11 protein-coding genes are annotated in these 15,242 nt (G+C 68.5%); 8 read left to right on the forward strand and 3 right to left on the reverse strand.

The window, feature by feature from the left end:
• Positions 1–368 precede the first annotated feature (368 nt).
• The gene (locus tag INT51_RS17525; protein WP_226985867.1) at positions 369–1,661 is read left to right on the forward strand and encodes an ABC transporter ATP-binding protein; all 1,293 of its coding nucleotides are present in this window, start codon (positions 369–371) and stop codon (positions 1,659–1,661) included.
• A 79-nt stretch (positions 1,662–1,740) separates the two neighbouring features.
• Here INT51_RS17525 and INT51_RS17530 read toward each other — a convergent pair whose 3' ends face one another.
• From INT51_RS17530 to INT51_RS17540, 3 genes are all read right to left on the reverse strand, one after another.
• The gene (locus INT51_RS17530) at positions 1,741–3,261 is read right to left on the reverse strand and encodes a S10 family peptidase (protein WP_193106626.1); all 1,521 of its coding nucleotides are present in this window, start codon (positions 3,259–3,261) and stop codon (positions 1,741–1,743) included.
• Between the two features lie 154 nt (positions 3,262–3,415).
• On the reverse strand, positions 3,416–3,790 hold the full coding sequence (locus tag INT51_RS17535; protein ID WP_370540825.1) for a hypothetical protein: 375 nt from the start codon (positions 3,788–3,790) through the stop codon (positions 3,416–3,418).
• Between the two features lie 22 nt (positions 3,791–3,812).
• Positions 3,813–5,510: a sodium:solute symporter family protein gene (locus tag INT51_RS17540; RefSeq protein ID WP_193106627.1), complete on the reverse strand. Its 1,698-nt coding sequence runs from the start codon at positions 5,508–5,510 to the stop codon at positions 3,813–3,815.
• Positions 5,511–5,831: 321 nt separating this feature from the next.
• On the opposite strand from INT51_RS17540, the gene INT51_RS17545 reads away from it, so the two are divergent.
• The 7 genes from INT51_RS17545 (at position 5,832) to INT51_RS17575 (ending at position 15,058) form a co-directional block, all read left to right on the forward strand.
• Positions 5,832–7,166, forward strand: coding sequence for an ABC transporter substrate-binding protein (locus INT51_RS17545; protein ID WP_193106628.1), 1,335 nt, complete (start codon positions 5,832–5,834; stop codon positions 7,164–7,166).
• Positions 7,163–8,047: a carbohydrate ABC transporter permease gene (locus INT51_RS17550; RefSeq protein ID WP_193106629.1), complete on the forward strand. Its 885-nt coding sequence runs from the start codon at positions 7,163–7,165 to the stop codon at positions 8,045–8,047. The genes INT51_RS17545 and INT51_RS17550 overlap by 4 nt, the downstream gene beginning before the upstream one ends.
• Positions 8,044–8,991, forward strand: coding sequence for a carbohydrate ABC transporter permease (locus INT51_RS17555; RefSeq protein WP_193106630.1), 948 nt, complete (start codon positions 8,044–8,046; stop codon positions 8,989–8,991). Before INT51_RS17550 ends, INT51_RS17555 begins: the two co-directional genes overlap by 4 nt.
• 193 nt (positions 8,992–9,184) lie before the next feature.
• Positions 9,185–10,522, forward strand: coding sequence for a serpin family protein (locus tag INT51_RS17560; RefSeq protein WP_193106631.1), 1,338 nt, complete (start codon positions 9,185–9,187; stop codon positions 10,520–10,522).
• Between the two features lie 138 nt (positions 10,523–10,660).
• Positions 10,661–10,801: a hypothetical protein gene (locus tag INT51_RS17565; RefSeq protein ID WP_193106632.1), complete on the forward strand. Its 141-nt coding sequence runs from the start codon at positions 10,661–10,663 to the stop codon at positions 10,799–10,801.
• A gap of 99 nt (positions 10,802–10,900) precedes the next feature.
• Positions 10,901–12,910 carry a beta-galactosidase gene (locus INT51_RS17570; RefSeq protein WP_193106633.1) on the forward strand — a complete coding sequence of 670 codons (2,010 nt, stop codon included), beginning with the start codon at positions 10,901–10,903 and terminating at the stop codon, positions 12,908–12,910.
• 174 nt (positions 12,911–13,084) lie between these two features.
• Positions 13,085–15,058: a beta-galactosidase family protein gene (locus tag INT51_RS17575; RefSeq protein WP_193106634.1), complete on the forward strand. Its 1,974-nt coding sequence runs from the start codon at positions 13,085–13,087 to the stop codon at positions 15,056–15,058.
• Positions 15,059–15,242: the final 184 nt, after the last annotated feature.

The raw sequence follows: 15,242 nt of genomic DNA on the forward strand, positions 1-15,242 counted from the left end.
GCAACTGGTTGATCTGCACTGTGGTGCTGCACATTCTCCTAGCACTGATCCCAGCGTTGCAGGTTGTTCTCGTGGCCCGTGTGCTGACGAGCCTTCAGAACACCACCGACGCATGGTTGGCGATGCTTGCCCTCGCCGGTCTCGTCGGTGCGTCCTTCCAACTGGGTCAGTGCGCCAATGCTGCCTCCCAACGGCTTGCGTTGAGGATGCGCTTCACCTACCAGGTGCTAGCTCTCGAATTCGTGGCAGCCGCGGGACCGTCTGCACTCGCCATGCCTGAGACCGTGGAGACGGCGCAGACTGCTCATGAGGCGGCGACGGCGGTGGACACGGTCGCGGGTGATGTTGTCCGCCTTGCCGGATCTGTCATGACTGCCGCTGCGCTGTGCGTCGCGGTCGCTGCGATCAACCCACTCGCCGGGCTGCTCGTGGCGGCTTCCTTGGCGCCGACAGTGTGGGCCTTCACCCGCATCGCGCGAGCCGAGGAGGAAGGGTGGCCGCGAGTCGGTGCGGCTGCTCGACGTGCGCAGTATGCGTCCGAGCAGCTTCTGCAGCAGCGAACCGGAACGGAGCTGGCCACGCTGGGTTCCTCGGGGAAGGTAGTCGACCTGGCACGCAGTCGGTTGCGCGAATCCATGCAGATCCTCGACGGGCTCATCGCCGTCGCGATGCGATGGGAGATGGTCTCTGGGTTCCTCACCGCACTGTTGCTCGCGGGTGCCCTGATGGCGCTCATCCTCGGGGAGCCGAGTGCTGCCGCAGCTGCGGCAGCACTGACGGGAACGATCTCGGGTCTGCATGCCACTCGCGACGTCGGTTATGCGGCTGGTGGGATCGTGACCGCGGCTCCCAAGTTGCTGGCCATCACCGCCTGCAGGAGTCGGCCCGACGACTCGACACGAGGCATCGCACCTCCGACTCGGACATTGCGTGCCAGAGCCATCACGGTGCGCTATCCGCCATCTGCCATCGATGCGGTCTCCGAGGCGTCCATCGTTGCCGAACGTGGCGAGATGGTCGCCATCGTCGGCCCCAACGGAGCCGGGAAGACCACCCTGGTCGACGCACTGCTGGGGGTCGTCGGTTCCGCAGGGACGGTGGAGATCGACGGGGCCGACATCTCCTCGATCTCCTCGCAGGACCGATCCGCTTACTTCGGGCTGCTGACCCAGGAGTTCGGCCGTTACGAGTTCACGGTGCGCGAGAGCTTGGCGCTCGGGCATCCGGACCCGGTCCCCGATGCCGACATCGAGCGAGCGCTCCACGACGCGCACGCTGCGGGCATCGTCGCGAGGCTGCCGGGCGGGCTTGATGCTCAGCTCGGTCAGCAGTGGCATGGCAGCGGGCTATCGGGCGGCCAGTGGCAGAGGCTCGCGCTGGCGAGGATCCATCTCCGCGGGGCAGGTATCTGGATCCTCGACGAGCCCACGTCAGCGATCGACGCGGAGACGGAGGAGTCGATCTTCGAGGATCTGTACCGCACGCGATCGGATCGCATCACCGTGGTCATCTCTCACCGTGCATGGACGCTGCGCACGATGGACCGCATCTACGTGATGGATCAGGGTCGTATCGTCCAGGAAGGTTCCTATGACGACCTGATCAGCAGTCCGGGTCGCTTCGCGGAGATGTTCGCCCTCCAGGCGCGGTCGCAGCGCTGAGTGCTCCGACGTGCTCCGGTCGAACCTCTCGTCCGTGCGGAGCCCCGGCATCGGGGATCTATCCCGATGCCAGCCCCGCTCAGTCGTCCTCGGTCGAGGCCGCCACGGTAGCGTCCTGGCCGGTGACGAACTCTGCGAGGTGCTGGGACAGTGCGAGCCGGCTCGGCTCGTGGCAGTACATCATGTGCCCGGCCTCGTAGTACTCGATGCGGATCCGCTCGGCGTAGTCCTCGCGCGGGATCGCCAGCTGAGCGAGCACGTGCTCGCTCGCGTGGAACGGGGTCGCCGCGTCGTGGTAGCCGTGGGAGACCAGCACCGTCGTGTGCGGGGATTTGCGCAGCACGCGCGCCAAGTCCGAGGCGACCTCGACGGCGCGGCCCTCGAAGTCCTTGTAGCTCCACGGGTGCACGCGGCCGGACATGATCTCGTAGACCACGTCGCTGCTGAAGTCGAGCTCGCGATGCAGGTACTGGTTGATGGCCGCGGTGTAGGAGGGGGCGAGCTGGTCGATCGACGGATCGGTCTCCATGGTATCCGCGTTCCGAGCGCCTGCGGGGGCGGTGAAGCGCCCGTCGATGCGGCCGGTGACCAGACCCTGGTCGCGCAGCAGTTCGGCGAGGAACGCCTGGTGCTCGATGCGCAGGTTCGCGCGCTCCACCCACTCGGGGTCCACACCGATCAGCGCGCCGATGCGGGCTGCGGCTTCCTGGACCTGCTCCGGCGAGAGTCGCAGTCCGGCCGCGAGCAGCGCCGGGTACTCCTGCTCGGCGAAGGCCTCGGCCTCGTCGACCACGTCCTGCAGCAGGCGATCCTCGTGCTTGCCGTGCGCATGCGCGATCGCCGCGTAGGTGGGCAGGTAGTGCAGGTAGGGACGGTCGTTGCCCTCGGTGAAGCGGATGGTGCCGAAGTCCAGCACCGGGGAGATCAGGGCGATGCCCGCGACCGCCACGTAGTAGCGGTCCAGGAGGCGGGCGGCGACGGCGCTGGCGCGGGTGGTGCCGTAGGACTCCCCGGCCAGGTAGATCGGGGAGGTCCAGCGCTGATTGCGGGTCAGCCAGTCGATGACGAAGGATGCGATCAGGTCGCGGTCCGCGGCCAGGCCGTGATGCCGGTCGGTCTTCGCGCCGGGGGCGGGGCGGGAATAGCCGGTGGTCATCGCGTCGACCACCACGAGATCCGCATCGCGCAGGATCGTCTCGTGGTTGTCGAGCAGATGGTGCGGCGCGGCGGCGGGGGAGCCGGCATCGCCCGAGTCCACCCGGCGCGGTCCCAGCAGGCCCAGGTGCAGCCACACGGTGGAGGCTCCCGGGCCGCCGTTGAAGGCGAACATGACGGGTCGCTCGGCGCTGTCGGTCCCCGAGGAGCTCGCGACGTAGGAGACGGAGAACAGTTCCGCGTAGGCGGCGCCGCGCCCGTACTCCGCGCCCTCGGGCTCCTCCTTCAGCGCGACGGTGCCGGTGGTGGCCGTGTAGTCGAGGGAGCCGTCGGGCAGCGAGAGGGAGTGCAGCGTGGTGACCAGGTGGTCCTCGGGTGCGGGGGCGTCGGATGAGGATGCGCCCTGCTCGGCATCGGGGGAGGGGGTCGCGGGATCGGCGTTCACTCGTGCTCCTTCGCGTCGGTCGGTTCGGCCTCGATGCTACGCGGGCACAGCGAGCAGGCGGTGCGCAGGACGCACGGATCCCCCGACCCGCCTCAGGTCAGAGGCAGGGCGGGGGATCCGTGGTCCCGGCGCCGGGACTGCGCGGGTGACGCGGTCAGTCCAGGGGTGCGATGTCGCGGGGCTCCTCGGCGCCGTCCTCGTTCTCTCGGACGACCATGCGGATCGGGTCCAGCTTCGTCCAGAGCACGAAGAGGAGCGCGACGACGACCATGGCCAGGCCTGCCCACAGGTTGGCGTTGGGCCCTCCCGTCTTCGCGGCCGCCGCGTCGTCGAACGCGAACAGTCCCATCAGCGTCAGGAGCACGCCGAACAGACCCAGCAGGGTGCCGATGAAATTGCGGATGTCGAAGGCGCCGGCGGTCTGGACCTCTGCACCTGCGGGCGCATCGTCGGTGCCGTGCGGGGTGGTTGAGGCCGATGCCTCGACGGCTCGGCGCTTGCCGTGGCCGGGATCCTTGTGTGCACTCATGAGTGTTCTCCTCCGTCCGCGCTCAGGCGAAGACGATGTTCAGGATGACGACGAGGACGAGTCCGATGCCCGCCATGGGGACGGGTCGGCGCCAGAAGGGAAGGGTCTTCTCGTCGGCATCGACGAGGTCGGCCTTCGGGGTCTCGGAGTAGACGAGGCCCTTCAGCTCGTGCGCCGGCTTCGGAGCGGTGAACTGGGTGACCACGATCGAGACGACGATGTCGACGACGAACGCCGTCGCGGCGCAGACGAAGGCGAGCCCCTGGCCCGGCAGCTCGAAGACGCCGAAGAACGTCGACGCCGCCCACAGCCCCACGGCCGAGAGCGTGCCGGCGACCAGGCCCGCCCAGCCGGCGGTCGCGCTCATCCGCTTCCAGAACATGCCCAGGATGAAGGTCGCGAACAGCGGCGCGTTGAAGAAGCCGAACAGGGCCTGCAGGTAGTCCATCAGGTTCGAGAAGCTGCCCGCGATGAGCGCGGTGAAGATCGCGATCACGCAGGCGGCGGCGGTCGCGATGCGACCCACCGTGATGTAGTGGGAGTCAGATGCACCCTTCTTCACGTACTGCTCGTACAGGTCGTAGGTGACCACGGTGTTGAAGGCGGAGATGTTCGCGGCCATGCCGGCCATGAACGCTGCCAGCAGGCCCGCGATCGCGACGCCCAGCAGACCGTTGGGGAGCACGTCGCGCATCAGCAGCAGCAGTGCGTCGTTGTAGGTCACCCCGGTGGCGGTGGCGCCTGCGGCATCGCCCGCGAAGTCCAGCTCCTTGAACTCGGTGAGCTCTCCGACCAGCACCGCGGCGAGCATGCCGGGGATGATCACGATGAAGGGGATGAACATCTTCGGGAAGGCGCCGATGATCGGCGTCATCCGGGCGGCGGTGATGGACTTGCTGGCCATCGCCCGCTGGACCTCCACGAAGTTCGTGGTCCAGTAGCCGAATGAGAGCACGAAGCCCAGGCCGAACACGATGCCGACGACCGACAGGATCGGGCTGTCGAAGCCGGAGAGGGCCTGACCGGGCCAGCTGTGCAGCTGCTCGTCGCCGAGCATGCCGTCGTCGGCGACGCGCTCCTTCAAGCCGCTCCAGCCGCCCACGCGGTGCAGCCCGATGAGGGTCAGCGGCAGCAGGGCCGCGACGATCACGAAGAACTGCAGCACCTCGTTGTAGATCGCAGCGGAGAGGCCGCCGACGGTGATGTAGAAGAGCACGAACGCGGCGGCGAGCACGAGGCCCACCCACATCGGCCAGCCCAGCAGGCGGTTCACGATGATGGCCAGCAGCGACAGGTTCACGCCGGCGATGAGCAGCTGCGCCACGGCGAAGCTGATCGAGTTCACCAGGTGGGCGCCGGTGCCGAAGCGCATGCGCATGAACTCGGGGACCGAGCGCACCTTGGAGCCGTAGTAGAACGGCATCATCACGACGCCGAGGAACAGCATCGCGGGGATCGCGCCGACCCAGAAGTAGTGCATCGTCGGCATGCCGTACTGGGCGCCGGTGGCGGACATGCCCATGATCTCGACCGCGCCGAGGTTGGCGGAGATGAAGGCGAGGCCGGTGACCCAGGCGGGCAGCGAACGGCCGGAGAGGAAGAACTCGATGGATGTCGAGACACCGCGCTTGGCATACCAGCCGACGCCGAGCACGAACACGAAGTACAACGCGATGATCGCGTAGTCGATCCACTGAGCATCCAGGCGGATGTCGACCATGGGGATGATCCTTGGTGAAGAAGGGGATGAGGAGGCGCGCTGACATGCGCAGAAGGGCACGAGGGCGGGGTGGCCGGGGCTACCGGGCGGTCACGTTACCACCGAGAAACTAAATCTCGACGCCGGGGACGCCCCGTCGGGCAGGACGATGCGCATATCACAACGTAGGGTTCTTCGAGGCGTGTTCACGAAGTTGCCGGAGAAGACGGATGTGACGTGAAACACCTGCAGGTCACGGCTCGGAACCGGACGTCGGATCTGACGCCTATCCAGATATCGTGAACGTTCACCCTCGATGAGGAGGAAAGGAGACCACCCCTCATGAAGAGCTATACACGGCGCGCGGCACTCGCCGCCACGGGAGCGGCCGGGATGGGCGCTGCCCTGGCCGCCTGCGCCCCACCGAACCCCGGCAACGTCAATGCCGAGGCCGCCATCCCCCCATCCGACGGCCCCGTCACGGTCAGCTACTGGGCCTGGCTGAAGGACCTGCAGAAGGTTGCGGACGTCTTCAACGCCAGCCAGGACCGGATCACGGTCGAGACGACCTGGATCCCCGGCGGCAACTCCGGCGGCTACGCCAAGATCCTGTCCGCGGTCGCCGCGGGCGGCGGTCCCGATATCGCGCAGGTCGAACTGCGGCAGGTCCCGGAGTTCGCCCTCGCCGGCGCCATCGTGGACCTCACCCGCTACGGCTTCGCCGAGCAGGCGGATGCCTATGACCCGGGCGCGCTCGCCCAGGTCAAGGTCGGCGACTCCTATTGGGCCGTCCCCCAGGACACCGGCCCCGTGGCCACCTTCTACAACCGCGAGGTGCTCGAGGACGAGCTCGGGCTGAAGCCACCTGCCACCTGGGACGAGTTCCGCGAGACCGCGGCCGCCGTCTCCGAGGCCGGCAAGAACCTCATCAGCCTCGACCCCTCCGACGGCTCCCACCCGATCGCCTGGGCGATGCAGTCCGGTGCGGTCTGGTTCCGCCCGGAAGGCGACGGCTGGATCATCGACATGACCGACGACGCCTCGATACGGATGGCGGAGTTCTGGGACGGCATCCTGGCCGACAAGATCATCGGCACCGGCTACGGCTCCTACACGACGCCCTGGTACGCGGCGGCCGGCGACGGCACCGTCCTGGCATCCATCAGCGGGTCATGGTCCGACGCTCTGAACGAGACCGTTCCCGGCGGCTCCGGCAAGTGGGCCGTGGCGCCCATGCCGCGCTGGGACGACGGCTACGCCTCCGGCGGCCACGGCGGTTCGTCGGCCGCGGTGCTGTCGACCAGCAAGCATCCCGTCGAGGCGCTCGAGTTCCTCACCTGGATGTGCACCGACCCGGCAGGGATCGACGCCATGATCGAGTTCTCGGGCATCGGCTGGTCGCCCGCCAAGGACTACATCGGCGAGATCCGCCAGCAGCCCTCCGAGTTCTTCTCCGGACAGAACTACAACGAGGAGATCATCGTCCCGATGGCCGAGGGTCAGAACCTCGACTGGACCTGGGCCCCGATGATGCAGCGTGCCCAGGCGATCATCGGCGACGGCATGACCAAGGCGGTCAGCGGCGAGGTGCCGCTGGTCGACATGTTCGCGAACTCGCAGAAGGAGATCGTGAAGATCATGCGGGACATGGGTCTGGATGCGGAGGAGGCGCGATGAGAAGCAGAACAGCTCCCTGGGTGCTGCTGGCACCCTTCCTGGTCGTCTTCATCGGCACGATGATCGTGCCGATCTTCATGGCGATCGGCTACAGCTTCACCTCCGTCACCCGCTCCGGCCTGCTCGGTGAGGGCGGGCTGACCAACTCCTTCGCCTGGTTCGACAACTACGTCGCCGCCCTGACCAACGCGAACTTCGTCGCATCCATCGGCCGCATGATCCTGTTCGGCATCGTGCAGGTGACGGTCATGATCGTGGCCGCCACGGTCCTCGCTCTGCTGCTCGAGAGCGCCTCGGCGAAGTGGCCCGGATTCTTCCGCGCCACCTACTTCCTGCCTTACGGCATCCCCGGCGTGATCGCCACGATCCTGTGGTCGTTCCTCTACATCCCCGGTCTGTCCCCGATCGTGGACGTCCTCGGAGCTGTCGGGATCAACATCGACTTCCTCGGCCCGAACATGGTGCTGTGGTCCATCGCGAACATCGTGACCTGGACCTACACGGGCTACAACATGCTCATCATCATCGCGCAGCTGAAGTCGATCCCCGGTGAGCTGTACGAGGCGGCGAAGCTCGACGGCGCCAGCTCGCTGCGCGTCGCGAGGTCGATCCAGCTGCCGCTGATCCGCCCGGCCCTGATGCTCACGGTGATCTTCTCGATCATCGGCACCCTGCAGCTGTTCGCCGAGCCGCGGCTGCTGCAGACCATGAGCGCAGGCATCACCTCGGAGTACACCCCGAACATGTCCGCCTATGCCTTCGCGTTCCAGTACAACGACATCGGCATGGCCGCGGCGCAGTCCGTGATCATCGCGGTCGCCGCCTTCCTGCTCTCAGCCATCGCGCTGGGAGTCTCGAACTGGATGGAGAAGCGCGGATGAGCACCACCGACAACGCCACCACGACCACCGAGCGCAGCAAGCCCCTGGGTAATGCCGCCAAGGCCGCCCAGGGAGATGGCCGCGCCGGGAACCGGGACGCGGGTCGCAAGCCGACCACCACGATCCTCGTCACCGCGATCCTCGCGATCGTCGCGCTGTACTTCCTGGTGCCGGTGTACTGGGTGGTCATCAACGCCACCAAGTCCACCGAGGATCTCTTCGCCACCAGCGGGTTCTGGTTCGGTGAGAACTTCCAGCTGTGGGAGAACATCAAGGCCGTGCTGTCCGCCAACGGCGGGATCTTCCCCCGCTGGGGCCTGAACTCCATGCTGTACTCCGGGGTCGGCTCCCTGCTGGCCACCTACTTCTCGGTCGCCGCCGGGTACGCCCTGGCCAAGTACCGCTTCCGGGGTCGAAAGCTCGTGTACGGGCTGGTCCTGGGCGGCGTGCTGGTGCCCGGCACCGCCGTGGCCCTGCCGCTGTTCTTCATGTTCTCCTCGATCGGGATCACGAACACCTACTGGGCGGTGCTGATCCCGTCGCTGGTGAGCCCCTTCGGCCTGTTCCTGGCCTCGATCTACGCCGGTGCCGCGGTGCCGGACGAGCTGCTCGAGGCAGGCCGGATCGACGGCGTGGGAGAGCTGGGGCTGTTCCATCGCCTCGCGCTGCCGCAGCTGACCCCGGCGATCGTGACCATCCTGCTGTTCCAGTTCGTCGCGATCTGGAACAACTACATGCTCCCGCTGGTCATGCTGGCCGACGAGAAGCTGTATCCGATCACCCTGGGCCTGGACAACTGGCGGGCGCAGACGGATCGTCTGCCGGAGTTCTACCAGCTCACCACCACCGGCGCCCTGCTGTCGGTGATCCCGCTGGCGATCCTCATCCTGGTGCTGCAGCGCTTCTGGCGCGGCGGCCTGACGGAGGGCTCCGTCAAGGGCTGAGACAGCCCCGGTCTCCCTCCGACCTCGTCCCTCGCTCGAGGCGACGTCGCTGTGCGCTGTGCTTCCGATCCTGGAAGCACGGCGCACAGTCGCGTTCGAGACGGGCGTCCGAGGGGCCCGGGTGGGGCGAACGGTGTCGTTCCGCAACCCGGGGCGCTTGCATCGGCGACGGCGGCCCTCTTCGATGGGACCCATGACCTCTCTCGTCTCCCGCCCCGGATTCCCCCGTCGTGCCGTACTCGTGGCGGGGGCGGCTCTCCCGCTGACCTCCCTCGGCCTCGTCGCCTGCAGCGACGGGGACGGAGCCGGTGAGGTCGGGGAGCCGGATCTCGCCGCCGAGGTGCCGCGCGCCGATCCCGGCCCGGCCGAGGGGGCGGGCGCCCTGGCGGTTCCCTTCACCGCACGGCTGCTCGGGGCCGTCGACCGGACCGAGGTGAACACCGTCTGCTCGCCGCTGTCGGCGCAGGTCGCCCTGACGATGGCCGGCCTGGGTGCGGCGGGGGACACCCGCGCCCAGATGGAGGAGGTGCTCGGCGGCAGCATCGACGAGCTCGCGGCCACCGCGAACACCCTCTCGAGCGTGCTCGCCGCCATCGGCGACGAGGCGCGCGAGGAAGACGAGGAGGACGCCGCAGAACCTGCCGTGGCCTCACTGGTCAACGGCACCTGGCTGCAGGAGGGCATGGCTGTCGAGGAGGAGTTCCTGGGGGGACTGGCGACCCACTTCGGCAGCGGAGTCTACGAGGTCGACTTCACCGACGCCGGGGATCGGGAGGCAGGGCGAGGACGGATCAACGACTGGGTCGCCGACGCCACGAACGACCTCATCCAGGACCTCATTCCCGACGGGGTGCTCGACGAATCGACCCGCCTGGTGCTGGTCAACGCTCTGCACCTCAAGGCCGCCTGGCCGCAGCCCCTGTCCACGGCGGGAGGAACCTTCACCACGGCCGCGGGGGAGGAGACGAGTGCGGAGATGCTCATCGGCACCACCTCCACCTGGTACGAGGACGACCTGTGTCGCGCCACGTCCCTGGACACCGAAGGGAACGATCTCGCACTCGCAGTGGTGCAGCCTGCCGCGGATCTCGCGAGCGTCCTGGACGCCTGGTCGAGCTCCGCCGAGGATCCGGGCGCCGGGCTGGCCGCGCTGCTCGACGGGCTCGAGGACTCCTCCGGGACCACCGAGCTGACCTTCCCGGGCTTCGACATCGAGTGGAAGGCGTCGCTGAAGGAGATCCTCGACGGGCTCGGCATGACCGACGCCTTCACCGACGCGGCCGACTTCTCCGGCATCACGAGCCAGGAGAAGCTGGCCGTCTCCGCGGTCCTGCAGAAGGCGGTGATCACGGTCGATGAGGAGGGGATGGAGGCCGCCGCCGCCACGGCGCTCGGCGCCGGGGCCGTGTCGGCGCCGGCGGATGTGCACGAGCTGGTGCTGGATGCTCCGTTCCTGTTCGTCGCCTATGAGAAGGCCACGCGGGCGCCGCTGGTGCTCGGATGGATCGGGGATCCGACGCAGACGCGCTGACAGCACCGCTCCGCAGGGTTCTTCGGGCAGTTCTTGCCCGTCGGCCGGTTCCTCGGAGCGAGCAGTGCCCCCGGCGAGCGGCGGAGGCGGTGGACCGGCAGCGGGTCCCGGGAAATCGGGTGCGATCGTCGGACCCCTGTGAAAGGTTTGTCCGATGGGCATCTTCGCGGTGGGGATCTGGAGCATCCGTCAGAGGGGGTCACCGAACGCGGCCGCTACGACGAGCTGCTCGCACGCGGCGGGCGCTTCACGGAGATCTTCGCCGAGCAGGCTGCCTGAGTCGGGACAGCACCCGGATCGGATCGCGCCACCCCACTGGCGTCCCGCCGACTACCCTGGTGGCACGCGCTTCTGGAGAGTTCTCGCGATGGAGGAGACATGACCGCTGCACGCCCCTGGCCGCTCGGAGTCGACGGGATCGCCTACGGCGGCGACTACAACCCGGAGCAATGGCCCCGCGAGGTACGGCTCGAGGACATCGACCTGATGCGCGAGGCCGGCGTGACCCTGGTCAGCGTCGCGATCTTCGCCTGGGCCACGCTCGAGCCCCGCGAGGGCGAGTACGACTTCGCCTGGCTCGACGAGGTCATGGACGACCTGGCGGGAGCCGGCATCAAGGTGGCCCTCGCGACCGCTACCGCGTCCCCGCCGCCATGGCTCACCCGCCACCACCCCGAGATCCTTCCGCTCACGCAGGACGGCACCGTGCTCGGCCAGGGCGGACGCCAGGCCTATGCCGTCACCTCACCCCTGTTCCGCGAGTACGCGCTGCGCATGACCCGGGTGATGGCCGAGCGCTACGGCGACCATCCGGCGCTCGCGCTGTGGCACGTCGACAACGAGCTGGGCTGCCACGTCCCGCACGACTACTCCGAGCACGCCGCCGTCGCGTTCCGCGGGTGGCTCGAGCGCCGCTACGGCACGATCGAGGAGCTCAACGCGGCGTGGGGCACGGCGTTCTGGTCCCAGCGCTACGACAGCTTCCACGAGATCCTGCCGCCGCGAGCCGCACCCACCTACGCCAATCCGACCCAGCAGCTCGACTTCGCCCGCTTCTCCAGCGACGAACTGCTGACCCACTACCGCGCTCTGCGCGATGTGCTGCGCGAGGTCACACCGCAGATCCCGGCCACCACCAACCTGATGCTCTCCAGCGCCACCAAGTGGATGGACTACTTCTCCTGGGCCGAGGATCTCGACCTGATCGCCAACGACCACTACCTGATCGCCGCCGAGGAGCGCGGCCAGATCGAGCTGGCGCTGGCCGCCGACCTCGCCCGAGGCGTCGCCGGCGGCGACCCGTGGATCCTCATGGAGCACTCCACCTCCGCCGTGAACTGGCAGCCCCGCAATCGGGCCAAGGGGCGCGGGGAGATGCTGCGCAACTCGCTCTCGCACGTGGCCCGCGGGGCCGACGGGATCATGTTCTTCCAGTGGCGCCAGTCGAAGGCCGGCGCTGAGAAGTTCCATTCGGCGATGGTGCCCCACGCGGGCCGCGACAGCGACGTGTGGAGCAATACCGTCGCGCTGGGACGGGCGCTCGAGGCTCTCGCTCCGGTGCACGGCAGCCGCGTGCTGAGCCGGGTGGCGATCGTCGTGGACTATCCGTCCTGGTGGGCCAGCGAGCTGGACTCCCACCCCACGCAGGCGCTGCGCTACAACGAGGAACTGCTGCGCTGGTACACCGCCTTCTGGGACCTCGGCATCAGCGTCGACATGGTGCCCACGGGCACGGACCTGACCGGGTACGAGCTGGTGCTCGCCCCCACTCTCTACACGGTGCGCGACCAGGACGCCGACCGTCTCGCCGAGGCCGCCCGAGCAGGAGCCCAGGTCGTCATCACCTTCTTCTCCGGGATCGTCGACGAGAACGACCACGTGCGCCTGGGTGGGTATCCGGGGGCGTTCCGCGATCTGCTCGGCGTGCGCACCGAGGAGTTCTATCCGCTGCTGGAGGGGGAGACTCTCCACCTCGATGACGGCACCCGCGCCGACCTGTGGAGCGAGAAGACGCACCTCGAGGGCGCGGATGCGGTCCGCTCCTGGGCCGACGGGCCGCTGCACGGCTGGCCGGCCGTGACCCGGAACCCCACCGGGGAGGGCGCCGCCTGGTACGTCGCCGCGCGTCCCACGGCCGACGGGCTCGAAGCACTGCTCACGGAGATCGTCGCCGCGGCCGGCGTGGAGCCGGCGGTGCCCGGCCTGCACCGTGACGTCGAGGCGGTGCGTCGCTTCGCCGAGGACGGCACCACCTACCTGTTCGTCCTGAACCATTCCGACCGTGACCAGGTCGTGCAGGTCAGTGGCCGAGAGATGCTCACCGGCACCGACGTGGAGGGCGCCGTCACGGTCCACGCGGGCTCCGCCGCGGTCCTCCAGGAGAGCTGAGGCGAGGGCGGCCGGCGGGGAGGATTCGCCCGCCGCCTTCGACAGCCGCCGAGTCCCGTCGGCCGGCTGCGAATCCGGTCGACGGGCCGTCGCTGCTCGGGTATGAACGCGCCCCCGTCGACCGTTCTCCCTGGCAGAATGGCGTGAGACGTTTAACCGAGAGGACGACCGCTCATGCCCGCCCTGCTGCAGCCCACCGCCGACGGATTCCTCCGTGCGGGGGAGCCCCACCTCGTGATCTCCGGCTCGCTCCACTACTTCCGGGTGCACCCCGAGCAGTGGCGCGACCGTCTGCGCCGGCTGGTGGCGATGGGGTGCAACACCGTGGAGACCTACGTGGCCTGGAACGTCCATCAGCCGACGCCCGGTGCTGCTGCCTTCGAGGGTTTCGCGGATCTCGGTCGCTTCCTCGACATCGCTGCGGAGGAAGGCCTGGAGGCGATCGTGCGCCCCGGCCCCTACATCTGCGCCGAGTGGGAGAACGGCGGCTTCCCCGGCTGGATCCTGGCCGACCGCAACCTGCGCCTGCGCAACCGAAACGCTGCGTACCTCGAGCTCGTCGACGCCTGGTTCGACCAGCTCATCCCGGTGATCGCCTCCCGCCAGGCGAGCCACGGCGGCACCGTGGTGATGGTGCAGGTCGAGAACGAGTACGGCAGCTTCGGCGACGACAAGATCTATCTGGCACACCTGCGCGACGGGCTGCGCGAGCGCGGAATCGACGAACTGCTCGTGACGTCCGACGGGCCGGCCCGCATGTGGCTGACCGGCGGCACCGTGGACGGGGCACTGGGCACCGTGAACTTCGGTTCCCGCGCTCTCCAGGTCCTTGAGATGGCTCGGGAGGAGCTGCCCGCCCAGCCGCAGATGTGCATGGAGTTCTGGAACGGCTGGTTCGACCACTGGGGCGAGGAGCACCACGCCCGCACCGGGGACGACGCCGCGGGCGAGCTCGCCGACATGCTCGGCAATGGGATGAGCGTCAACTTCTACATGGCCCACGGCGGTACCAACTTCGGTCTGCGCGCCGGCGCCAATCATGACGGCGCCCTGCAGCCCACCACCACGAGCTACGACTACGACGCCCCGATCGCGGAGAACGGCGCGCTCGGCGAGAAGTTCCGTGCTTTCCGGGAGGTCATCGCCCGCCACGTCGAGCTGCCCGAGCTCGAGGAGCACCTGCGTCAACTCGGCCTCGAGGCGATCCCGGCCCGCTTGCCGGCAGCGGAGGTGCCGATCGAGAAGGTCGTCGCGCTGCGCGGCACGGAGCGCTTCGTCCGCTCGGCCGAGGTGCATCCGACGCCGCCGTCCTTCGAGGACGTGGGCCTCGAGCGCGGGCTCATGCGTCTGAGCAGAGATATCGAGATCGCCACGGTGACCCGCGGGGGCCGCACCGAGATCTCCCCGCTGAAGCTCTATGACCTGCATGACCGCGCCTGGGTCTACGTCGACGGGATCTACGCAGGGGCGGTCGGCGTGGTCGGTGACGAGCAGCGCGATATCGACCCGGCAGTGGTCGAGCTCAGCCATCTCGCAGATCGCCTGCTGCCCGACGGTGGCCATCGCACAGTACGCGTCGAGATCCTGGTCGAGAACCTCGGCCGCGTGAACTTCGGCCCGTATCTGGGGGAGCGCAAGGGCATCCTCGGCGGCGTCTGGCAGGCCATCCGCTTCCTCAACGACTGGGAGGCCGACGCCTGGCAGCTCGAGGACATGGGCGCGGAGCTCGCCGAGCTGGCGGAGGCGTCTCCAGGCCTCGAGGGCGGCGAGCAGGGCGAGGCGAGCAGGGCGGGTGAGGCGAGCACGGCGAGCGAGCGACCCGAGACGAGTGCTGCGCCGGATGCTGAGGCGACCACAGGCGCTTCTGCGCCCCTCGATGACGGACTCCCGGTTCTGGTCACCGCCTCCTTCGAGGCGCCCCAGCAGGTCGACACGTTCCTGGACGTCTCCGCTGCGGGACACGGCGTCGCCTACGTCAACGGCTTCTGCGTGGGCCGTTACTGGAACATCGGCCCGCAGCAGACGCTCTACGTCCCCGCGCCGCTCGTGCGCGAGGGTCGCAACGAGGTACTGCTGCTCGACCTGGAGAGGCGTCCGGAGCGTCTGGCTCTCGCCGAAGCGCATATGTTCGGCCGCACTGCCGACTGACTGCCGCACGGCTGACGGGTTGAGGAGCCCGGAGGGCGCGCCCGGATCCTCGGACGGTCTCAGAACGGTGGGTCGTCCTCGTAGTGCGCGTGGTCGGTGTTCGTGCTGGTCTCGTGGGTGGGGTCTGGTTGGTCGTCGTGGGTGGGGTCGTGGGGGCCGGTTTCGCGGAGGAATCGGTCCAGTT

This window comes from Brachybacterium sp. FME24, assembly GCF_014897705.1.
In the GTDB taxonomy this organism is placed as follows: Bacteria; Actinomycetota; Actinomycetes; order Actinomycetales; family Dermabacteraceae; genus Brachybacterium.